The 22431-nt window shown below is 74.5% G+C and carries 14 protein-coding genes; all 14 read left to right on the forward strand.

Going from position 1 to position 22431, the window contains the following annotated elements; all coding sequences use genetic code 11:
* Positions 1–19 precede the first annotated feature (19 nt).
* The 14 genes from A6F73_RS28040 (at position 20) to A6F73_RS28105 (ending at position 22407) form a co-directional block, all read left to right on the forward strand.
* Positions 20–1507: an MFS transporter gene (locus tag A6F73_RS28040; protein ID WP_063350312.1), complete on the forward strand. Its 1488-nt coding sequence runs from the start codon at positions 20–22 to the stop codon at positions 1505–1507.
* Positions 1507–1959: a MarR family transcriptional regulator gene (locus A6F73_RS28045; RefSeq protein WP_063350313.1), complete on the forward strand. Its 453-nt coding sequence runs from the start codon at positions 1507–1509 to the stop codon at positions 1957–1959. Before A6F73_RS28040 ends, A6F73_RS28045 begins: the two co-directional genes overlap by 1 nt.
* A gap of 281 nt (positions 1960–2240) precedes the next feature.
* The gene (locus tag A6F73_RS28050; protein WP_244293525.1) at positions 2241–3518 is read left to right on the forward strand and encodes a helix-turn-helix domain-containing protein; all 1278 of its coding nucleotides are present in this window, start codon (positions 2241–2243) and stop codon (positions 3516–3518) included.
* Between the two features lie 197 nt (positions 3519–3715).
* Positions 3716–4162: a cobalamin-dependent protein gene (locus A6F73_RS42600; RefSeq protein ID WP_107453099.1), complete on the forward strand. Its 447-nt coding sequence runs from the start codon at positions 3716–3718 to the stop codon at positions 4160–4162.
* A complete protein-coding gene (locus tag A6F73_RS28060; RefSeq protein ID WP_063350314.1) occupies positions 4159–5448 on the forward strand; it encodes a methylaspartate mutase in 1290 nt (429 codons plus the stop codon). The genes A6F73_RS42600 and A6F73_RS28060 overlap by 4 nt, the downstream gene beginning before the upstream one ends.
* Before the next feature lie 110 nt (positions 5449–5558).
* Entirely contained in the window at positions 5559–6551 is a 993-nt protein-coding gene (locus A6F73_RS28065; RefSeq protein WP_063350315.1) for an asparagine synthetase A, read from the forward strand.
* The gene (locus A6F73_RS28070) at positions 6548–7819 is read left to right on the forward strand and encodes a glutamate synthase-related protein (RefSeq protein ID WP_063350316.1); all 1272 of its coding nucleotides are present in this window, start codon (positions 6548–6550) and stop codon (positions 7817–7819) included. Before A6F73_RS28065 ends, A6F73_RS28070 begins: the two co-directional genes overlap by 4 nt.
* 229 nt (positions 7820–8048) lie before the next feature.
* Positions 8049–12767: a non-ribosomal peptide synthetase gene (locus A6F73_RS28075; protein ID WP_063350317.1), complete on the forward strand. Its 4719-nt coding sequence runs from the start codon at positions 8049–8051 to the stop codon at positions 12765–12767.
* Positions 12768–12799: 32 nt separating this feature from the next.
* A complete protein-coding gene (locus A6F73_RS28080) occupies positions 12800–17290 on the forward strand; it encodes an amino acid adenylation domain-containing protein (protein ID WP_244293526.1) in 4491 nt (1496 codons plus the stop codon).
* A gap of 9 nt (positions 17291–17299) precedes the next feature.
* A complete protein-coding gene (locus tag A6F73_RS28085; protein WP_079136080.1) occupies positions 17300–19069 on the forward strand; it encodes a non-ribosomal peptide synthetase in 1770 nt (589 codons plus the stop codon).
* Positions 19066–19863 (forward strand): thioesterase domain-containing protein, encoded by a 798-nt coding sequence (locus tag A6F73_RS28090; RefSeq protein WP_244293527.1) that lies wholly within the window; start codon positions 19066–19068, stop codon positions 19861–19863. Before A6F73_RS28085 ends, A6F73_RS28090 begins: the two co-directional genes overlap by 4 nt.
* A gap of 2 nt (positions 19864–19865) precedes the next feature.
* Complete coding sequence (locus A6F73_RS28095; protein WP_063350319.1) at positions 19866–21050, forward strand: cytochrome P450; 1185 nt, start codon at positions 19866–19868, stop codon at positions 21048–21050.
* Positions 21051–21193: 143 nt separating this feature from the next.
* A complete protein-coding gene (locus A6F73_RS28100; protein ID WP_063350320.1) occupies positions 21194–21406 on the forward strand; it encodes an MbtH family protein in 213 nt (70 codons plus the stop codon).
* An 8-nt stretch (positions 21407–21414) separates the two neighbouring features.
* The gene (locus A6F73_RS28105; RefSeq protein WP_063350321.1) at positions 21415–22407 is read left to right on the forward strand and encodes a TauD/TfdA family dioxygenase; all 993 of its coding nucleotides are present in this window, start codon (positions 21415–21417) and stop codon (positions 22405–22407) included.
* Positions 22408–22431 lie beyond the last annotated feature (24 nt).

Below are 22431 nucleotides of genomic sequence, written 5' to 3' on the forward strand. Positions count from 1 at the left end.
TACTTGTGGAGCCCCTACCATGCCGGACGCCGCCCCACGACGGCCCTGGCTCGTGCTCGCCATCTGCTGCATGAGCCTGCTGATCGTCAGCCTCGACAACACGATCCTGAACGTCGCCCTGCCCGCCATCCAGCGCGACCTGCACACCTCGGTGTCCGGGCTGCAATGGACGGTCGATGCCTACACGCTGGTGCTGGCCAGCCTGTTGATGCTCTCCGGTTCCACCGCCGACCGGGTGGGCCGCCGCCGGGTCTTCCAGATCGGACTGGTGGTCTTCACCGCGGCGTCGCTGCTGTGCAGCCTGGCCCCCGGGCTCGGCTGGCTCGTCGCCGCACGGATGCTCCAGGCGGTGGGCGGATCGATGCTGAACCCCGTCGCCATGTCGATCATCAGCAACACCTTCACCGACTCCCGGCAGCGTGCCCGCGCCATCGGCGTGTGGAGCGGCGTCGTGGGCATCAGCATGGCCGCCGGACCGATCGTCGGCGGCGCCCTGGTCGAGTCGGCCGGCTGGCGGGCCGTCTTCTGGATCAACGTGCCGATCGGCCTGGCCGCGCTGTTCCTGACCCGCAGGTACGTGCCGGAATCACGGGCGCCGCGGCCCCGCCGGGTCGATCCGGTCGGCCAGGTGCTCGTCATTGTCCTGCTCACCGCGCTCACGTACGCGATCATCGAGTCGCCGGAGCGCGGCTGGACCTCGCCGCTCGTCGTCGGCTGCGCGGCGGCGGCGCTGGGCGCGCTGCTGGGCCTGCTGTGGTACGAGCCCAGGCGCACCGACCCGCTGATCGAGCTGCGGTTCTTCCGGTCCGCGCCGTTCGCGGGCGCCACCGTGATCGCGGTCGCCGCCTTCGCCTCCCTGGGCGGGTTCCTGTTCGTCAGCTCCCTCTACCTGCAGAACGTGCGCGGGCTCACCCCGCTGCACGCCGGACTGTTCATGCTGCCGATGGCGGTGATGGCGCTGCTGACCGCGCCGGTGTCCGGCCGCATGGTCGCCTCCCGGGGTCCGCGCATCCCCCTGCTCCTCGCCGGGGCGGCCCTGTGCGCGAGCGCCGTGCTCCAGGCGCTCACCTACTCCGAGCACCTTCCGACGGCCGTGCTGGTCGTCGCGTACCTGCTCTTCGGCACCGGCTTCGGCCTGGTCAACGCGCCCATCACCAACACCGCCGTTTCGGGCATGCCCCGTTCGCAGGCCGGTGTCGCGGCCGCGGTGGCCTCCACCAGCCGGCAGATCGGCCAGTCCCTCGGCGTGGCCGTCGTCGGCGCCCTGATGGCGGGCGGGGCGTACGCGCACACGGCGGCCTTCACCGACGCCGGGCGGACGGCGTGGTGGATCATCGCAGGCTGCGGCGCCGTCGTGCTGGTCACGGGTACGCTCACTTCCGGCCGCTGGGCCCGGGAGGCGGCCCTGCGCACGGCGGAGCGGCTCGCCGCCGAGGAGACGCCTGAGGCGCCTGAGACGCCGGAGGCGCCGGGGGCGAGGGAGATGAAGGAGACGGTGAACACCTGATGGACCGCCCGCACACCGGCGAGCACCACGAGGGGGACGAGGCCGCCACCAGTACGGCGACCAGGGTCTGGCAGGGGCTGAACGTGCTCGTCCTGGAGCGCTACGACCGCCGCAAGACCGTCGCCGAAGCCCTCGGCATGAGCTTCAGCCGGGTCAGGGCGCTGCGCCGCCTCGGCGCCGACCCGATCACCCTGCGGGACCTGGCCGAGCGGCTGGGCAGCGACCCGCCCTACACCACCGTCATCGTCGACGACCTGGTGCGGCGCGGCCTCGCCGAACGCGTCACCAATCCCGCCGATCGCCGGTCCAAGCTGGTCCATCTGACCGAGGAGGGCCAGACGAAGGCCGCCCTCGCCGCCAGGATCCTCACCACCCCGCCCGACGACCTGCTCGCCCTGCCCCCGGAGGACATCCAGGCGCTCGACCGCGTCCTGGCGAAGCTCCTGGACTGAACCCCCCCCGGCGGGTGCCGTCGTGGCCGCCGACGGGCTGTGAGGCCAGCGTGAAGGTCATGGGTGGGGCCGGTGATCGGCCGTTGATCGGGCGTAGACGGCAAGCCTGCAGCATCTGGAACCGGAGGGGACCGGTTCGGAGGCCACAGCCTGACCACCGGGACCCACGCGGTCGGACCACGGACCGCGCGGGTGCCCAGCGCTGATGCCGCCACCGGTCCCGACCCCCATCAGGAGTCCGGACCACGAAGGGCAGACGAGGCATGGACGGCGGGCAGTGGGTGCAAGCGGTGAGGCCGGCGGCGGGCTTCGGCGAGCAGTTGAGGGTACGGCGCGAGCGGATCGGCCTGACCCAACAGTGCCTGGCCGATCACGCCACCCTGAGCGTGCGGGCGATCCGGGACATGGAGAGCGGCCGAGTCAGAAGGCCGCGGAACGAGACCGTCCGGCTGCTGGCGGACGCGCTGCGGCTGGAGGGCCGCAGCCGGACGGACTTCGAGGAGGCCGCCCGTCGGCACCCGCTCGCCGATGAGCCGGCGGCCGTGGCGCCGGTCGCCCCGCCGGTGGCGCGCGGGGCCATCGTCGGCCGGGAGATGGAGGCCGAGGTGCTGTCCGACGCCTTCGCCGTGCACGGGGACCGGCTGGTCTCGCTGGTGGGGCTCGGCGGGGTCGGCAAGACCCGGCTCGCCCTGGAGGTGGCCCGCCGCCTGCACCTGGCCGCCTGCTGGTCGGTGCGCTGGGTGGACTGCGCCGGCGACCCGGCCCCCTGGCACGGCCGGATGGACGACATCGTCCGGGACATCGGCGACCGGCCCGCCCTGCTGGTGCTGGACGGCGCCGACGGCGGGGTGGACGCCGGCCGGCTGGACGGGCTGTTCCACCACTGCCCCGGGCTGCGGGTGCTGATCACCGCCCGGGAGGCCTGGCCGCTGCCCGGCGGGCAGGTCGTCCCGCTCGCGCCGCTGCCCGTACCGGCCCCCGAACTCGACGTCGAGCCGGAGGCGTTGGCGCAGATCGGCGCCGTCCGGCTGCTGCTCTCGCACCTGCGCCGGCTGCGCCCCGGCTACACCCTGGAGCGCTCCGAGGCCCCCGCCGTGGCCGCGCTCTGCCGCCACCTGGACGGCCTGCCGGGGGCGTTGGAGCGCGCGGCGGGGTGGACGCTGGTGCAGTCCACCGCCCAGCTGCTGGCCCGGCTGTCGGTCGGCCCGTTCACGCTGGCGGCACCGCCGGTGGTGTACGGCACGCGCGGCGACGTCCGGGACGAGGTGGAGCCGGCGATCCAGCGGTTGACGGAGCGCCAGCGGGCCCTGCTGGACGTGCTCGTGGACGAGCCCGGCGACTGGTCGGGGGAGGACGCGGTGGTCCGCAGCGGCTGGGCGCCGCAGACCTGCCTGGCGACGGTGCACGAACTGCTGTCGCGCGGACTGATCCGCAGCGTGCCCGCCCGCGACGGGGTGCGCTTCACGGTGCTCAACGTGTGCCGCCGCCTCCTCCGGGAGGAGCCCGGGCACCGGTTCGCGCCGGCCGGGGACGTCCAGCTGCTCGCCGTCGCGGGCTGACCACGCGGCGGCCGGCCGGGTGTCGATACTGCCGCATCTTGCCCGCATCTTGCCGCACGAGCTGCCGGTCGCCGGGCCCGATCGTTCCTAGCGTTCTCCGTGGGGCTGGACCGCCGCGGAATACGCGCCGGAATTCCCGGGCCGCCGGCTGGGGCGTCGGCGGAATTCCATCGAGGATCGCTACCGACGAGGGCTGGATTGTGGAGCACGGAAATGCAAGAGAGAGCAGACTGGACGTCGTCGTGACGACGACGGCCTCGGATTCGCACACCTGGAACCTGGTGTTCCTGCAACTGCTGCTGGAGGAAATGGGCCACCGGGTGACGAACCTGGGCGCGTGCGTCCCCGACGCCCTGCTGCTCTCCGAATGCCGCCGGATCGAACCGGACCTGATCGTGGTCAGCAGCGTCAACGGGCACGGCTACCAGGAAGGGCTGCGGGTGATCCCGGCCCTGCGCGCCTGCCCGGAACTGCGGCGCACCCCGACGGTCATCGGCGGCAAGCTCGGCATCGCCGGAACCGACGACCCCGACCGCGAGCGCACACTGCTGGCGGCCGGCTTCGACCGGGTCTTCGAGGAGGACTCCGCGGTGGCCGGGTTCCGCGAGTTCGTCGACGGGCTGCACTCCCGGGTCCTGCTGTGACGAGCTTCGGCGCGTTCGTGGCGCAGGCCGCGGAGGCCGGCGCACTGGTGGTCCAGCCCCGGATGGGGATGGCGCAGGCGGCCCGGATGCGGGAGGGCCTGCTCGCCACCCGGGCGGCGGCCGCCGTCACCGTCGGCACCATCACCCTGGACAGCTACACCCGCACCGGCGACCTCGACGCCGCGCGGCGGGCCCTGGCCGCCGGGGCCGGCCTCAACGGCTACCCGATCGCCACCCACCCGGTCGACGTCACCCGGTCGGTCCTGGCCGGGGTGGCGGACGCGGGCTTCCCGGTACAGGTCCGGCACGGCTCGGCCGCGCCGGAGCACATCATCGGGGCGCTGCTGGCGGCCGGCCTGGACGCCACCGAGGGCGGACCGGTCTCCTACTGCCTGCCGTACGGCCGCACCCCGCTGCACGAGGCGGTGGCCCGCTGGCAGCGCAGCTGCGAACTACTGTCGTCCATACGGGAGTTCGGTGCGGATCCGCACCTGGAGACCTTCGGCGGCTGCATGATGGGCCAGCTCTGCCCGCCCTCGCTGCTGATCGCCATCAGCGTCCTGGAGGCGCTGTTCTTCCGCCAGCACGGGCTGCGCAGCATCTCGCTCAGCTACGCCCAGCAGGCCAACGCCCGCCAGGACGAGGAGGCGCTGGCCGCGCTCGGCCGGATCGCGGGCGAACTGCTCGCGGACGTCGACCACCACCTCGTGGTGTACGCGTACATGGGCGTGTACCCGCGCTCGCCCGGCGGCGCCCGACTGCTGCTGGAGGACGCCGCGCGGCTCGCGGTGCGCGGCGGCGCCGCCCGGCTGATCGTCAAGACCACGGCCGAGGCGCACCGCATCCCGACCGTCGCCGAGAACGTCCGGGCGCTGGAGACCGCCGCCGCGGCCGCCACGGCGGAACGCGCCCGCCCCCGGCCCGCCGCCCCGCCGGACACCGGGATCGAGGCCGAGGCCAGGGCGCTGATCGGCGCGGTGCTCGACCTGGACGCCGACCTCGGGCGGGCCCTGGTGCGGGCGTTCGCGGCCGGGTACCTGGACGTGCCGTACTGCCTGCACCCCGACAACGCCGGGCGGACGCGCAGCTCGCTCGGCCCGGACGGGCGGCTGCTGTGGTCCGCCGTCGGCTCGATGCCGATCGCCGGGCTCGCCGAGGGCGGCCGCGCGCCGATCCTCGGCTCGGCCGGGCTGCTGGCCGCGCTCTCCCAGGTCCAGCAGCGCTACGACGACCGGGCCGGGCGCTCGCCCGCACCCGCACTGCGGGGGCTGCCCGCCGCGCGGTGAGACGCCCGGTGAGGCGCCCGCTGAGACGTCCGGTGAAACGCCCGGTGAAACGCCCGCTGAGAAACCACGCTCCACGCTCCACGAGAGAACGAGAGAAGAGGACCCCGACCATGCCCGACACCACGCCCCTGCCGCCGACCGACCCGGGCCGGCACCTGACCGCGCCGGCCACCCGCAGCGCGCTCCGGATCCAGCAGCACCTGCTCACCGCGGCCCGCGAGTTCCTGCGCGGCCGGGGCTTCACCGAACTGCTGCCACCGATCATCGGCCCGGTCACCGATCCCGGTGCGCGCGGCTCCAAGCAGGTGGACATCGACTTCTACGGCCACCGCTACAAGCTGATGACCAGCGCGATCCTGTACAAGCAGGCCTCGCTGCTCGCCTTCGACAAGATCTTCTGCATCGCCCCGAACGTCCGTCTGGAACCGCTGGAGACCGCCGGGACGAACCGGCACCTGGCCGAGTTCCACCAGCTGGACGTGGAGGTCGCCGGGGCGAGCCGGGACGACGCCGTCCAGCTGGCCGAGGACCTGGTGGTGCACATGGTCGACAGCACCGTCCGCGCGCTGCCCAAGGAGTTCGCCGAACTCGGCCGGGACCCGCAGGCCTTCGCCGAACTGCTGCAGGGCTCCTTCGGCCGCATCCGGCACGCGGAGGCGGTCGCCGAACTCCAGGGCATCGGGCACCCGCAGAGCCCCGAGGCCGAACTCGACTGGGAGGGCGAGGCGTTGCTGTCGGCCCGGCGGGACCGGCCGTTCTTCGTCACCGACTACCCGAAGGGCTCGCGCGGCTTCTACGACCGCGAGCACCCCGACGACCCGGGCCTGCTGCGCAACTTCGACCTGCTGGCGCCTGAGGGCTACGGCGAACTGTGCAGCGGCAGCCAGCGCACCAACGACTACGCGGAGATCGTCACCCGGATGCGGGAGACCGGCGAGAACCCGCAGAAGTACCGCTGGTACCTGGACCTGGTGCGCGAGGGCGTGCCGGCCAGCGCGGGCTTCGGCATCGGGGTCGAGCGGCTCACCCGGTACGTCGCCGGGCTGGACGCCGTCTGGCAGGCCAGCGCCTTCCCGAAGATCGCCGGGGTGGTGTCCCCGTGAGCGACCTCAGCGCGCCGGGATTCCCGGAGGAGGAGGTCCGGCACCGGGCCCGCGCCGGGGCGGCCGCCGCCTTCCCGCCCGCCGAGGAGTACGGACACGTGCTGTTCGGCGCCGGCCAGCCGGGCGCGGCGGACCGGGCGGCGCCGCCGGACGCCCTGGACGCGCTGCGGATCGTCCCGCCGCTGTTCCTGCCGCAGCGGCTGGCCAAGCTGATCGACCTCGGCCGCGAGCCCGACTACCGGGACGTCGAACTCGCCACCGTCATCGGCGGGTTCGCCTCCGCGCTGCCGGTGTACGTCTCCGCGACCGGCTCCACCCGGGCCGCCGGCGGTGACCTCGGGCTGGCGCTGAGCCGGCAGGCCGGGGCACTCGGCATCCCGATGGTGATCGGCGAGAACGTGGTCCCGGTCAACGGCTACGGCCGGCTCGGCGAGGCGGCCGACCGTACGCTGCTCGGCCGGCTGCGCGCCTACACCGAAGAACTTCCGGACGGCCTCGGCGGCGTGGCCGTCCAGCAGAGCACCGAGGACGCCGACGCCGAGGTGTGGAACCTCGTCCACAGCGACCCGGCCGCCCTGCCGCTGCTGGAATCCGGGCGGCTGGCCTTCGAGTTGAAGGTCGGCCAGGGCGCCAAACCGGGCCTGGGCGGCATGACGGTGCTGGAGGCCGAGGCCGCCGCCGCGCTGGGCGACCGCTTCGGGCTGGACCCGTTGTTCGGCGACGGGCGGGTGCTGCGCGCCGCCACCCCGGGCACCTTCACCGCGGAGATCCTGCGCCAGCAGATCCGGCTGATGCGCAACAACTACCCGCGGGTGCGGATCTGGGTGAAGCTCTACCCCGGCCGGGACGTGGCCGAGGCCGCCCGGGTGGCGCACGAGGCCGGGGCGGACGCCGTCGTGGTGGACGGCGCCGAAGGCGGAACCGGCTGGGCGCCCGGGGTGTTCCTGCCGCACGTCGGACTGCCGCTCGCGGAGTGCCTGCGCCGGCTGGCGGTCGCGCCGCCGCCCTCGCTGCTGGTCTCCGGGCGGATCTGGGAAGGCGCCAGAGCGGTCAAGAGCCTGGCCTCGGGGGCCCGTGCGGTGGGCCTCGGGCGGGCGGCGCTGATCGCCGTGGCGGAGGACCGGGAATCCGGGCTCCGCCGTTTCGTGGACTGTCTGGCGCTGGAACTCCGACTGCTGATCAGCGCGCTCGGAAAGTACGCTCCGCAGGCCCTGGACCGGGAGGACGTCTGGTCCCCCGAGGAATGCGGAATCACCGCCGGCCGGTAGCCCCGGCCTGCCCGGGTCGATTCCTGCGGCATGCCCGGAAAGCGGCAGCGGAAAACTGCCGATTTCCTTCCTCCTTTCCTGCCGATAGGGCCGTCGAATTCCCCCTATCGTCGAACTCGTCGCCGATTCATCTCACTTCTGGGGCTGGATGATGTCCTCTCGCGGTTTCCCTACTGAGAATGCTGCGCCCGAAAGCACGGCGCCCGAAATCACGGTGCCTGAAATAACGGTGTCCGCTTTCGAGTCGCCCGCTTTCGAGCCGTTCGCCTCCGCCGTCCGCCGCTTTCCGGAGCGGCCGGCCGTCCGCACCGGCGGCCGGACCGTCAGCTACCGGGAGCTGGACGGCCTGACCGCCGCGCTCGCCGCCCGGCTCGCCCCCGGGGGGACGGTCGCCGTCACCGGCCGCGACCGGCTGGACCACGTGGTCGCGCTGCTGGCGGTCCTGCGGGCCGGCGCCACCTACCTGCCGCTGGACCGGGAGGCCCCGGAGGAGCGCAACCGCTGGATCACCGAGGACGCCGGGGCCTCCCTCGCCCTCGGCGGCGAGGAGCTCACCGAGCTCACCGGGCGCAGTGCCGCTGCCGGTGCGGGCTACGTCATCTACACCTCCGGCACCACCGGCCGCCCGAAGGGCGTGCACGTCCCGCTCGCCGCGCTGACCGGCCACCTGGCCGCCGCCGCCCGGACCTTCGGCCTGACCGAGCAGGACGTGGTGCTGCAGTTCGCCCGTCCGACGGTGGACGTGGCCGTGGAGCAGGTCCTCGGCGCGCTGTCCGCCGGGGCCTGCCTGGTCCTCCCGGAGCACCGACTTCTCTCCCCGGCCGAACTGCTGGACCTGCTGGACGCCGAGGGCGTCACCGTCGCCAACCTGGCCGCCGGCTACTTCCAGGACGTGGTGGCGGCCCTGGGCGGCCGGGTGCCGCGCACCCTGCGGCTGATGATCTCGGGCAGCGACAAGCTGGAGCCCGCCACCGCCGCCGCCTGGTGGGCCGCGACCGGGGTGCCGCTGCTGAACGCGTACGGACCGACCGAGACCGTGGTCACCGCCACCACCCACCGGCTCGCGGGCGAGCAGCCCGAGGCGGGTGTGCCGATCGGGACCGCGCTCGGCGGGCGGCGGCTCTACGTGCTCGACGAGCGGCTGCGTCCGGTGCCGCCCGGCACGGCCGGCGAACTGTACGTCGGCGGGCCGCTGCTGGCCTCCGGCTACCTGGGCCGCCCGGGCCTGACCGCCGACCGCTTCGTCGCGGACCCGTTCGTGGCCCCGCTCGCAGACCCGCTCGCGGACCCGGGCGGGCCGGCGCCCGCAGCGCCGAGCGGCGCTCCCGGCGCGCGGATGTACCGCACCGGCGACGTGGTGCGCCGCACGACCGAGGACGGCCCGCTGGAGTTCGTCGGCCGCAGCGACCACCAGGTGAAGGTCCGCGGCTTCCGGGTCGAGCCGGGCGAGATCGAGCAGGTGCTGGCCGGGTACCCGGGCGTCACCGGCTGCGTGGTGGTGGCGCGCGAGGGCCGGCTGGCCGGCTACCTGACCGGCGCCGCGCCGCAGTACGCCGAGGCGCGGGCCTGGCTGGCCGAGCGGCTGCCCGAGCACATGATCCCGGCGACGCTCACCGCGCTGGACGCCTTCCCGCTGACCGGCGGCGGCAAGGTGGACCGCCAGGCCCTGCCCGAGCCGCAGGCAGCCCCCGAGGGCCAGCCGACCGGACGCCCGCCGCGCACGCCCGCCGAGCAGCTGATCGCGGCGGTCTGGGCGGACGTGCTCGGGGTGCCCGAGGTCGGGGCTGACGACAACTTCTTCCACCTGGGCGGCGATTCGCTGACGGCCGTGCGGGTGGTGGGCCGGGTCTTCGACGTCTTCGGCATGGTGTCCCCGTACACCATCTTCGACGCGCCGACGCTGGCGGAGTTCGCCGCCGCGGTGACCGCCGCCTCCGGCGGTGAGCGCCCGGCGCTGGTCCGCTCGGGCGCCACCGAGGCCCCGCTGTCCAAGTTCCAGCGCGGCCTCTGGTTCCTCGACCAGTGGAACCCGGACGCGCCGACCTACGTGGTGCCCTGGGTGTTCCGGTTCGCCGGGCCGATCGACCCCGAGCTGCTGCGCCAGGCGCTGGCCGGGGTGGTGGCGCGGCACGAGAGCCTGCGGACGACCTTCGAGCTCGCCGAGGACGGCCCGCGCCAGGTCGTCCACCCGGCCGTGGAGCTGCCGTTCACGCTCACCGAGACCACCGCCGACCAGGTGGACGACCTGGTGGCCGAGGCCGCGCTGGAGCCCTTCGACCTGGAGGCCGGGCCGCTGGTGCGGGCGCGGGTCTTCCGGGCCGCCGGCGCGACCACGCTGCTGCTGCTCTTCCACCACATCGTCTGGGACGAGGGCTCGCTGCCGGTGCTGGAGGCCGAACTCCAGGAGCTGTACGCCGCGGCGGCCGAGGGGCGCCCGGCCGAGCTGCCGGAACTCGCCGTCCAGTACGGCGACTACGCGGCCTGGCAGTACCAGGACGACATCGCCGAGCGGCAACTCGACTACTGGCGCGAGCAGTTGTCCGACGTGCCGGACGCCGACGCGCTGGTGCCGGACCACCCCCGCCCCGAGGAGCAGGCCTTCCGCGGCGCGTTCCACCGGTTCGCGATGGCGGATCCGGTGGCCGGGGCCGTCCGGACGCTCGCCCGCAGCGAGGATGCCACCCCGTTCATGGTGCTGCTCGCCGGGCTGGCGCTCACCCTGCACCGCCGCTCCGGGCAGCGCGACCTGGTGCTCGGCTCGCCGGTGAACGTCCGTGGCCGGGCCGAACTCGACGGCCTGATCGGCTACTTCGTCAACCTGCTGCCGCTGCGCCTGAAGGTCGAGGAGGGCGTCTCCTTCCGCGAGCTGGTCCGGCACGTGCGCGAGGTGTCGATCGCCGGCTACCGGCACCAGGAGGTGCCCTTCGACGACATCGCGAACGCGGTGGTGGAGGAGCGCCCCGAGGACCGCAACCCGCTGTGCCAGGTGCTGCTGGAGCTGCACCCGTTGGACACCCGCCCGCTGACCGTCGGCGGCTGCGAGGTCACCCGCGAACTGCACTCCAACCCCGTCTCCCGCTTCGACCTGTCCGTCTCGGTGGACGACCGGGGCACCGGCTTCACCGGCCGCTTCGAGTACGACAGCGACCTCTTCGAGGCCTCCACCATGGCCGGCCTGTGCGAGCAGTGGCTGGGTACCCTGGCCGCCGCCCTGGAGGTGCCGGGGCACGCCCTGTTCGAGGCGCAGGCCGCCCGGGCCCCGCAGGCCACCGCCCTGATCTCCGGTGAACGGACTGTCCCGTACGGCGAGTTGAACGCCGCCGCGAACCGGCTGGCCCGCCACCTGGTGGGCCTCGGCATCGGCCGCGGCGACACCGTCGCCGTACTCGCCGAGCGCGGGCCGGAGATGGTCACCGCGCTGCTGGCCGCCCTCAAGACCGGCGCCGCCTACACCCTGCTCGACCCGGACTTCCCGGCCGAGCGGCTGGCCGGCGCGGTCGCCGACACCGGCGCCGCCACGGTGATCACCCACGGCCACGCCACCGTGCCGTTCGCCGTCCGGCGCCAGGTGGACCTGGACGCCGCGGCCGCCGAACTGGCCCGGTGCGCGGCGCACGACCTCGGCCTGCCGGTCGACGGCGGCGACCTCGCCTGCGTGATGTTCACCTCCGGCTCCACCGGCCGCCCCAAGGGCGCGGCCGTCCCGCACCGCGCGCTCACCACCACCTACCTCGGCCAGGACTACGCCCGCTTCGGCCCGGACGAGGTCTGGCTGCAGTGCTCGCCGGTCTCCTGGGACGCCTTCGCGCTGGAGCTCTACGGCGCGCTCTGCTTCGGCGGAGCGTGCGTCCTGCAGCCCGGCCAGCGCCCCGACCCGCAGGCCATCGCCGAGCTGACCCGCCGCCACGGCGTCACCGAACTCCAGCTCTCCGCCAGCCTGTTCAACTTCCTGCTGGAGGAGCTCCCGGAGACCTACGACGGCCTCAAACTGGCCATCACCGCCGGCGAGCGGGCCTCCGTCACCCATGTGGCCAAGGCCCTGGAGACCTACCCCGGCCTGGTGGTCGCCAACGGCTACGGCCCGGTCGAGAGCCTCGGCCTGACCACCTGCCACCAGGTCGGCCCGGAGGACGTCACCGGCAGCTCCGTCCCGATCGGCGTCGCGCTGAACGGCAAGGGCATCCTCGTCCTGGACGAGCTGCTGCGCCCCGTCGAGCCCGGCGTGACCGGCGAGCTGTACGCCTCCGGCGGCGGTCTCGCCTACGGCTACCTCGGCCGGCCCGGCCTCACCGCCGAGCGCTTCGTCGCCTCCCCGTTCGGCGCCCCCGGCGAGCGCATCTACCGCACCGGGGACCTCGGCTACGTCAGCGCCGGGGGCCTGCTGGAGGTCACCGGCCGGATCGACGACCAGGTCAAGATCCGCGGCTTCCGGGTCGAGCCCGGCGAGATCGAGGACGCGCTCACCCGGCACCCCGCCGTCCAGGAGGCCGCCGTCACCGTCCACGAACCCGCCCCGGGCGACCACCGCCTGGCCGCCTACGTCACCGTCGGGGCCGACGCACCGGACCCGGAGGTGCTCCTCGACCACCTGGCCGGCCTGCTGCCCGAGCACATGGTGCCCGCCACCCTGGACGTCCTGGACGCCCTGCCGCTCAACCACAACGGCAAGGTCGACCGGAAGGCGCTGCCCGCCCCCGCCGGGCGCCGGGCCGCCGCCCGCGACCCGCTGACCGAAGCCGAACGGCTGGTCGCCGAGGCCATGTGCGAGGTCCTCGACCTCACCGAGGTCGGCCGGGAGGACAACTTCTTCCGGATCGGCGGCAACTCGCTGGCCGCCGTCCGGGTCGCGATGCGGCTGTCCCGGGAGACCGGCACCCGCGTCCCCCCGCAACTGGTGTTCCGGGCCAGGACCGTGAGCGCCATCGCCGAACGGCTGGCCGCCCGATGACGGGCCGCACCGCACACGAAGGGAACGAGGCCGTGAGCCCGTCCGACCACCCGGCGCGCACCGCGCCCGCCTCGGGGCTGCAACGCGGCCTCTGGTTCCTCGACCGCCTTGATCCGCGGCAGGTCACCTACTGCACGCCCTGGACGGTCGACGTCACCGGCCCGCTCGACCTCCCGCTGCTCCAGCGCGCGCTGGACGCCCTGGTGGCCCGGCACGAGGTGCTGCGCACCACCTTCGCGCTGCACCCCGACGGCCCGCGCCAGCAGGTCCACCACACCCTCGCCCTGCCGCTCGCGGTGACCGACCTGCGCCCGCAGGGCGGCCCCGAGCAGGCCGGACGCCTGGAGGAACTGCTCACCGCCCGCTGCGCCGAACCCTTCGACCTGGCGGCCGGCCCGCTGCTGCGCGCCGAGGCCTTCCAACTGGCGGACGAGCGCACCACGCTGCTGTTCACCGTCCACCACATCGTCTGGGACGGCTGGTCCGCCGAGGTCTTCGAGCGTGAACTCGCCGACCTGTACGGTGCCGCGGTGCAGGGCCGGCCCGCCGAACTGCCGGAACTGACCGTGCAGTACGCCGACTACGCGGTGGAGGAGCTCGACACCTCCTTCGAGGAGCACCTGACCTACTGGAAGGAGCAGCTGCACGGCGCACCCGCCCTGCTGGAGCTGCCCACCGACCGGCCCCGGCCCGCCGAGCGCGGCGCGGCGGGACGGACCGAGGAGTTCGGGCTCGCCCCCGGCACGGCGGCGAAGGTGCGCGCCCTGGCCGAGGCGGAGGGCGTCACCCCCTTCACCGTCCAACTGGCCGCCTTCGCCCTGCTGCTGAACCGTTGGACCGGCGCCGACGACCTGGTGATCGGCACCCCGGTCACCACCCGCAACCGGCCCGAACTGGAGCACCTGCTCGGCTACTTCGTCAACCTGCTGCCGCTGCGCCTGCGGCTCGCGCCCGGGCTGAGCTTCCGCGCCCTGCTGGAGCACGTCCAGGACGTCGCCTTCGAGGCCTACGGCTACCTCGACGTGCCCTTCGACCAGCTGGTCGACCAGCTCGGCACCGCCCGCACCGCGCAGCACCCGCCGCTGGTCCAGGTGGTGTTCGGCGCCCACGGCGAGGACCGCACCCCGCTGGTGCTCGGCCCGGCCACCGCCGAGAGCCGGGTGCGCTCCAACGGCACCAGCAAGTTCGACCTCACCTGGTCCGTCTTCGACAGCAGCGGGACGGGCAGCGGGGCCGGCGGCGGGACGGGCGGCCCCGGCGGCTCCGGCGGCGAACTGCGCGGCGAGGCCGAGTACCGCAGCGAGCTGTTCGACGCCGGGACGGTGCGCCGGCTGGCCGCCGACTACGGCGCCCTGCTCACCGCGGCCCTGGACGACCCCGACGCCACCGTGCTGCGGCTGACCGGCCGCACCGCCGCGGCCGAGGCCGTCCGGGCCACCGACACCCCCGGCCACTGCCTGCACCGGCTGTTCGAGCAGGCCGTCGACGCCCACCCCGACCGGCCCGCCGTCAGCGACTCCGGCCACACCCTGAGCTACGCCGAACTCGACCGCCGGGCCAACCGCCTGGCCCACGCCCTGCGCGCCCGCGGGGCCGGCCCCGGCGACCGCGTCGGCATGCTGCTGGACCGCACGGCCGACGTCCTGGTCACCGTCCTCGGCGTGCTCAAGACCGGTGCCGCGTACGTGCCCGTCGACCTCGCCGCCCCCGCCGACCGCGCCGCGCTCGTCTTCGCCGACGCCGACGTCACCCTCGTCGTCACCGACCGCCCGGACCGGGCCCCCGAAGGCCCCTGGCAGGCCTACGACCTGACCGCCGAGGCCGCCGACCTGGCCGCCCGGCCGGACCACCGCCCGCCGGCCGCCGGGCGCCCCGGCGACGTCGCCTACATCATCTTCACCTCCGGCTCCACCGGCCGCCCCAAGGGCGTCGCCGTCGCCCACGAGCACGTCAGCCGGCTCATGGCGGACGGCGCGGAGCACTTCGGCTTCGGCCCGGAGGAGACCTGGACGCTCTTCCACAGCTACGCCTTCGACTGGACGGTCTGGGAGATGTGGGGCGCCCTGCTGCACGGTGCCCGCCTGGTCGTCGTCCCCTACGTCACCAGCCGCTCGCCGGAGGAGTTCGCCGAACTGCTGGAGCAGGAGCGGGTCTCCTTCCTCTGCCTCACCCCCTCGGCGCTGCGCCAGCTGGAGCCCGTGCTGCGGCGCGGCCCGCGCGACCTGTCCGCGCTGAAGTGGATCATGCTCGGCGGGGAGGCGCTGGACCCGGGCGTCGTCCAGCGCTGGTTCGAACTCGACCCGCCGCCCCCCGCCCGGCTCTGCAACCTGTACGGCATCACCGAGACCACCGTCCACGTCACCACCCACGACCTGGCCGGCAGCGCCGGCTTCGAGCGCAGCCTGATCGGCGCGCCCATGCCGCACCTCACCGCCCAGGTCCTGGACGACTGGCTGCGCCCGGTGCCGCCCGGCGCGGCCGGCGAGCTGTACATCGGCGGCGGCAGCCTCGCCCACGGCTACTGGGGCCGCCCCGGCCTCACCGCGGGCCGCTTCGTCGCCGACCCCTACGGCCCGCCCGGCGCGCGGCTCTACCGCACCGGCGACGTCGCCCGCCGCCTGCCCGGCGGCGGCCTGGAGTACATCGGACGCGCCGACTTCCAGGTCAAGCTGCGCGGCTTCCGGATCGAGCTCGGCGAGATCGAGAACGCGCTCGCCGCCCACCCGGACGTCGACGCCTGCGTCGTCACCGTGCACGACGACCGGCTCGCCGCGTACGTCACCGGGCGCGAGCCCGCCGACGTGCGCGCCTTCCTCGGCCGCTCGCTGCCCCCGTACATGGTCCCGGCCAGCTTCACCGTCCTGGAGTCGCTGCCGCTCACCGTCAACGGCAAGGTGGACCGCGCCGCGCTGCCCGCCCCCGGCCAGCGCAGCACGGCCACCGGAGGCCGCCACGTCGAGCCGCACACCCCGGAGGAGGAGGCCTTCGCCGCCGTCTGGACGGAGGTCCTCGGAGTGGACGGCATCGGCGTCCACGACGACTTCTTCCACCTCGGCGGCGACTCCATCCGGGCCGTCCAGCTCGCCGGCGCGCTGCACGAGCGCGGCTGGGGGGTGAGCCTGCGGGACGTCTTCAACGCGCCCACGGTCGCCGCCCTGCTGCCGCTGGCCGAGCCCGTCGCCGAAGGCCCGGCCGACCACGAGCCCTTCGCCCTGATCACCCCGGAGGACCGCGAGGACCTGCCGCCCGGCCTCGCCGACGCCTACCCGATGGTCTCCATGCAGCTCTCCATGGTCTTCCACATGGAGATCGCCGGCGGCACCGACAGCTACCACAACGTCAACTCCTACCGGATCTCGGGCGACCTCGACGAACAGGCCTTCCGCCGCTCGGTCGCCGAGGCCATGGATCGCCACGCGGTGCTGCGCACCGGCCTCGACCTGTCCGGCTACGGCGAACCGCTCCAGCTCGTGTACGGGCGGCTGCCCGCGCCCGTCGAGTTCACCGACCTGCGCGGCGAGCCCGACCAGGACACGGCGGTCCGCGAGGTGTTCGACACCCACCGGTGGACGCCCTTCGACCTCGCCACCCCGCCGCTGTTCCGGATCACCGTGCAGCGCCTCGCCGAGGACGCCTTCCAGCTCACCATCTCCGAGCACCACGCCATCCTCGACGGCTGGAGCTTCACCTCGCTGTTCACCGAGATCCTGGAACGCCACACCGCCCTGGCCGCCGACCCGCTCGGCGCCCCCACCCCGCCGCCGCGCACCGCCTTCCGCGACTTCGTGGCCGTCGAACGGCAGGCCGCCGGGGACGAACGGTCGCTCGCCTACTGGCGCGACCGGCTGTCCGGCGTCAGCGGCCAGCTGTTCCCCGGCAGCGAGGACGTGCACGAGGCGCCGCGCACCGTCGAGCGGGTGCTGCCCGAGGCGCCCGAACAGCTGCGGCAGGTCGCCGACGCACTCGCGGTGCCCCTCAAGTCGGTCGCCCTCGCGGCCCACCTGCACGCCCTCGCCGCCATCACCGGGCGACAGCGCGTCACCACCGGCCTCGCCGTGAACGGCCGGCTGGAACGGCTCGGCGGCACCGAGGTGTACGGGCTGTTCCTCAACACCGTCCCGCTGAGCTGCGAGCCCACCGACGACCTGCTCGCCCTGGTGCGCGAGGTGCACCGGGAGGAACTGGACATGATGCCGCACCGCCGGGTGCCCTTCGCCCGGCTCGCCCGGCTGATGACCGACACCGCGCTGGACAGCCAGTTCGGCTACCTGCGCTTCCACGCCCTGGGCCAGCTCAGCTCGGCCCGCATCGTGGACGGCCGGATCGGCTGCGAGCCGACCCTGCGCCACGAACCCAACAGCTTCGCGTTCGGCGCCTCGCTGATCCAGGACCCGGTCTCGCAGCGCGTGCTGCTCGCCGTGGACCACCAGCGCTCCCTGGTCACCGACACCACCGCCGAGCAGTTCATCGACACCTACACGGCAGCCCTGCACGCCATGGCCGCCTCCGTCCGAGAGTCCTGAGGAACCGTCATGACCGACCTCCTGCACCGCCTGCGCGATGCCGTCGCCGCCCACCCCGAGCGCACCGCCGTCCTCGCCGGAACGGCCCGCCTGGACTTCGCCGAACTCGACCTGCGCACCGCCGCGCTGGCCCGCGCCCTGCGTGCCCACGGCGTCGGCCGCGGCGACCGGGTCGGCGTCCACCTCGCCCGCACCGCCGACCTGCCGGTCGCCCTGCTCGCCGTCTGGCGGGCCGGCGCCGCCTACGTCCCGCTCGACCCGGCCTACCCCGCCGAGCGGCTGGCCTTCATGGCCGCCGACGCGCGGCTCGCGGCCCTGATCAGTGCGGACGGCCTCCCGGCGGCCCAGGGCGTGCCGGTCCTGCGCCCGGACGCCGCCGGGCCGGACACCGTCGAAGGCCTTGAGCTGCCGGAGGCGGCCGACCCGCTCGACCCCGCCTACGTCATCTACACCTCCGGCTCCACCGGGCTCCCCAAGGGCGTCGAGGTGCCGCGCGGCGCCGTCGCCGCCCTGGTGGAGGCACTGGAGGCCACCGGCGCCTACCGCGCCGAGCCCGGGGTGGTCGGCTGGAACGCCAGCGTCTCCTTCGACGCCTCCGTCCAGCAGTGGGCCCGGATCTGCCGCGGCGACACCGTCCTGGTCATCGGCGACGAAGACCGCGCCGACCCGGCCCGGGTGGCCGCCCTGCTGGCCGAGCACGCCGTCACCGACCTCGACCTGACCCCCTCGCACTGGGAGCTGCTGCGCGAGCCGCTCACCGGCGCCCGGGTGCCGCGGCTGTTCATGGGCGGCGAGCCCGTCCCCGAGCACACCTGGCGGGAGCTCGCCGACGGCGGCATCGACGCGCTCAACCTGTACGGGCCCACCGAATGCACCGTCGACGCCGTCACCGCGCCGATCAGCGGCCCCGGGCCGCACCTGGGCGAGCCGCTGCCCGGCGTGCGCCTCCACCTGCTGGACGAGAAGCTCGCCCCGGTCGCCGACGGCCTCGTCGGCGAGCTGTACCTCGCCGGGCCCGGGCTCGCCCACGGCTACCCGGGCCGCCCCGGGCTGACCGCCGGACGCTTCGTCGCCGACCCGACCGCCCCCGGCGAGAGGATGTACCGCACCGGCGACCAGGCCCGGCGCGGCGAAGGCGGCCGACTGGAGTACGTCGGCCGGGTCGACCGCCAGGTCAAGCTGCGCGGCTACCGGATCGAGCTCGGCGAGGTCGAGCACGCGCTGGCCCGGCTGGACGGCGTCCAGGCCGCCGCCGTCACCGTCCACGAGCCCGCCCCCGGCGACCGCCGGCTCATCGGCTACGTCACCGGCACCGCCACCGCCGCCGAACTGACCGAGCGCCTGCGGGCCACCCTGCCCGCACACCTGGTGCCCTCGGCGATCACCGTGCTGGACGCCATGCCGCTCACCCCGAACGGCAAGGTCGACCACGCGGCCCTGCCCGCCCCCGCGGCGCAGCCCGCCCCCGCGGCCGAGGAGACGCTCGCCGAGGGCGCCGACGGGCTGGCGGAGCAGGTCGCCGAGGTCTGGCGCACCGTGCTCGGCCTGACCGGCGTCACGCCCACCGACGACTTCTTCTCGCTCGGCGGCCACTCGCTCGCCGCGCTGCGCGTCGTCCACCTCCTGCGCCGCCGGCTCGGCATCGAGCTCCAGCTGCGCCACCTGCTGGACTCGGCCGACCTGGCCGCCTTCACCGCCACCGTCGGGAAGGCCGTCGAGGCCGGCACCGCCGCCCCCCGGCCCGCCCTGACCGCCCGCGCCCGGGTCAGCGGCGCATGACCACCGCCACGCGGGTGCGCCCCCGCGTCGAGGGGGACTGGCTGCTCGTCCCCGCGCCCCAACCACATCGCCCGTTCCGGCTGTTCTGCTTCCCGCACGCAGGGGGCGACGCCACCGCCTACACCCCGCTCGCCCGCGCCCTCGCCCCGACCGCCGAGGTCTGGGCCGTGCGTCCGCCCGCCCGCGGCGGCCGCCTCGGCCACCCGATGCCCGCGAGCTTCGACCTGCTCGTCGACGCCGTCGTGGACGCCCTCACCCCGCACCTGACGGGCCGGTTCGGCTTCTACGGGCAGAGCTTCGGCGCCCTGCTCGGCTACGAGGTCGCCCGGGCGCTGCCCGCCGAGCGGCGGCCCGAACTGGTGGTCGCCGCCTCCGCCTCGCCGCCCGCCACCTGGGCCGGCCGGGACCGCCCGCAGCACACCGCCGACGACCTGCTGCGCCTCGCCGGCATGGGTGAACTCATCCAGGGCGACCAGGAGTTGAAGGAGCACGCGCTCCAGGGCATCCGTACCGACCTGGCCGTGGTCGCCACCTACCGCCCCCGCCCGCACCCGCCGATCGGCTCCGACCTGCACACCGTCGCCGGCGCCGACGACCCGATGCTCGCCTCCGCCGGACTCCAGGGCTGGGCCGTCCACACCCGCGGCGCCAGCGGCCACCACGTCGTCCCCGGCGGCCACCTGCTCGCCACCGTCGACGGGCCCGGCCCGGTCGACCTGCTGACCTCCCTCATCGAGCGACCGGGCCCGGGCCACCGGGCCGGCGCCGCCGCCGACCAGTCCACGACGGAGTAGCCATGCTGACCACCACCCCGGTCGACCTCACCGACCCGGACCTGTGGGCCCGCCCCGACACCCCCGCCCTGGTCGCGGAGCTGCGCCGGGAGGCCTCCGTCCACCGCACCGACACCGTCGACGACGGGCCGATCTGGTCGGTGCTCTCCTACCGGCACTCCGCGGAGGTGCTGCGCAACGCCACGCTCTACAGCTCCGAGCAGGGCTCGCTGCTCGGCGCCGGCGAAGGCAACGTCCCGGTCGGATCCGGCCGGATGATGGCCCTCACCGACCCGCCCCGGCACCGCGAACTCCGCGCGCCCGCCAACCCGTTCTTCGCCCCCGGCCCGGTGCGCGGAGCATCCCGCGGCATCACCGAACTCGCCGCCTCGATCGTCGACCGGGCCGTCGAGCTGGGCGAGGTCGACCTCGTCGACGCCGTCTCCGCCCTGCCGCTGTCCGTCATGTGCGACCTCCTGGACGTCCCCGAGAAGGACCGCGAGATGGTCGAGCGGGTCTGCGACGTCGCCTTCCTCGGCCGCACCCCCGAGGAGCGCCGGGCCGGCCACCAGCAGCTCATCCCCTACCTGCTGCACCAGGTGATGCTGCGCCGCACCGACTCGCGCGACGACCTGATCAGCAAGATGGCCACCTACCGGGTCGGCGGCAAGCTGCTGCCGATCGAGGACGTCGTCCTCAACCTGGACAACATCGTGGTCGGCGGCGTCCAGACCGTCCGCCACACCGCCGCCATGGGCCTCCACACCCTCGTCCAACACCCGGAACTGTGGCGGCAGTTGCAGCGGGGCGAGGTCGGCATGGACTCGGCGCTGGACGAACTCCTGCGCTGGACGTCCGTCGGGCTGCACACCCTGCGCACCGCGAGCCGCGACACCGAGCTCGACGGCCGCACCATCCGGCGCGGCGACCGCGTCGCGGTCTGGGTGTGGTCCGCCAACCGCGACCCGGAGGCCTTCGACCGGCCCGAGGAGATCCTGCTCGACCGCGCCCCCAACAAGCACCTCGCCCTCGGCCTCGGCGCCCACTACTGCATCGGCGCGCCGCTGGCCAAGGCCGAACTCGGCGCCCTGTTCACGGCGATGCTGGAGCGCGTCGCCGAGATCGAACCGACCGGGCCGGTCGTCCACAACCGCTCGATCATCAACTTCGGCCTGGACCACTTCCCGGTGCGCCTCACCCCGCGCTGAACCGGCCCGCCTCACCCCGCGCTGAACCTGCCCGCCGCGGACCGCCGACGGGGGCCGAGTCGAACTGCCGCGTTCCTGCCGCGACTCCTGCCGTTGCGCCCCCCGGCCCGCCCCTACCTTCGAAGCAACCCAAGGAGGACACCATGAGCAACCCGTTCGAGGACGACAACGCCGGCTACCTGGTGCTGGTCAACGACGAGAACCAGCACTCGCTGTGGCCCGTCTGGATCGACGTGCCGGCCGGCTGGACCACCGTCCACGGCGAGGACACCCGCCAGGGCTGCCTCGACCACATCGAGGCCAACTGGACCGACATCCGGCCCGCCAGCCTGACCGCCTCCCTCGCCCGGCAGTGAGCGCGACCATGCTGAACTGGGAACTGAACCCCGGCCGCCCGGCCCTCGCCCACGCCCCGCGCACCGCCGACATCGGCGAGGCCGGCGCGTGGCTGCGCGAGAACGAGACCGAGCTCACCGAAGCCCTCCACCGGCACGGCACGATCTTCCTGCGCGGCCTGCCGGTCGCGAGCACCGAGGACGTCGCCGCCGTGCGCGACGTCCTCATCCCCGAGCGCACCCCCTACCGGGAGAAGGCCACCCCGCGCAGCGACTACGGCAACGGCGTCTTCTCCTCCACCGACCTGCCGTCGCCCCAGCCGATCCGGATGCACAACGAGAACAGCTACACCCTCACCTTCCCGGGCCGGCTGCTCTTCGCCTGCCTGACCGCCCCCGAGGAGGGCGGCGCCACCCCGACCGCCGACTGCCGCCAGGTGCTCGACCACCTGCCCGCCCACCTGGTCGAGCGGATGCGGACGTCCGGCTGGACACTCACCCGCAACTACTCGGACTACGTCTCCCTCGGCTGGCGCACCGCCTTCGCCACCGAGGACCGGGCCGCGGTCGAGGCCTACTGCCGGGAGAACGGCATCACCTGGGAGTGGCTGCCGGACGGCAACCTGCGCACCGGCCAGCTGCGCCCCGGCACCATCCACCACCCGGCGACCGGCGATGAGGTCTGGTTCAACCACCTCGCCTTCTGGAGCGAGTGGTCGCTCGACCCGGACATCCGCGAGGCGATGACCGACGAGTTCGGCCCGGACGGCTTCCCGTTCAACACCGGCTTCGGGGACGGCGAACCGCTGGAGCGCGCCGACGTCGACGCCCTCAACGAGGCGTACCACGCCGCGACCGTGCGCGAGCGCTGGCAGGTCGGCGACGTGATGCTGGTCGACAACGTGCTGTGCGCGCACGGCCGGGACCCGTACCGCGGCGACCGCAGGATCGCCGTCGCGATGGGGCAGCCCCTGGACGTCCTGGACTGCCGGCCCAGCGGGCCCACCCTGGCCGTCGCCTGACCGCTGGTTTCGAACACCCCGTGC

This window comes from Streptomyces sp. MJM8645, from assembly GCF_001625365.1.
Taxonomy (GTDB): Bacteria; Actinomycetota; Actinomycetes; order Streptomycetales; family Streptomycetaceae; genus Kitasatospora.

Bases quoted from the DNA above. Each gene is read 5' to 3' on its own strand.
- A6F73_RS28065 (WP_063350315.1), top strand. From the start codon at position 5,559: ATGCCCGACACCACGCCCCTGCCGCCGACCGACCCGGGCCGGCACCTG.
- A6F73_RS28040 (WP_063350312.1), top strand. From the start codon at position 20: ATGCCGGACGCCGCCCCACGACGGCCCTGGCTCGTGCTCGCCATCTGC.
- A6F73_RS28095 (WP_063350319.1), top strand. From the start codon at position 19,866: ATGCTGACCACCACCCCGGTCGACCTCACCGACCCGGACCTGTGGGCC.
- A6F73_RS28085 (WP_079136080.1), top strand. From the start codon at position 17,300: ATGACCGACCTCCTGCACCGCCTGCGCGATGCCGTCGCCGCCCACCCC.
- A6F73_RS28090 (WP_244293527.1), top strand. From the start codon at position 19,066: ATGACCACCGCCACGCGGGTGCGCCCCCGCGTCGAGGGGGACTGGCTG.
- A6F73_RS28045 (WP_063350313.1), top strand. From the start codon at position 1,507: ATGGACCGCCCGCACACCGGCGAGCACCACGAGGGGGACGAGGCCGCC.
- A6F73_RS28100 (WP_063350320.1), top strand. From the start codon at position 21,194: ATGAGCAACCCGTTCGAGGACGACAACGCCGGCTACCTGGTGCTGGTC.
- A6F73_RS28105 (WP_063350321.1), top strand. From the start codon at position 21,415: ATGCTGAACTGGGAACTGAACCCCGGCCGCCCGGCCCTCGCCCACGCC.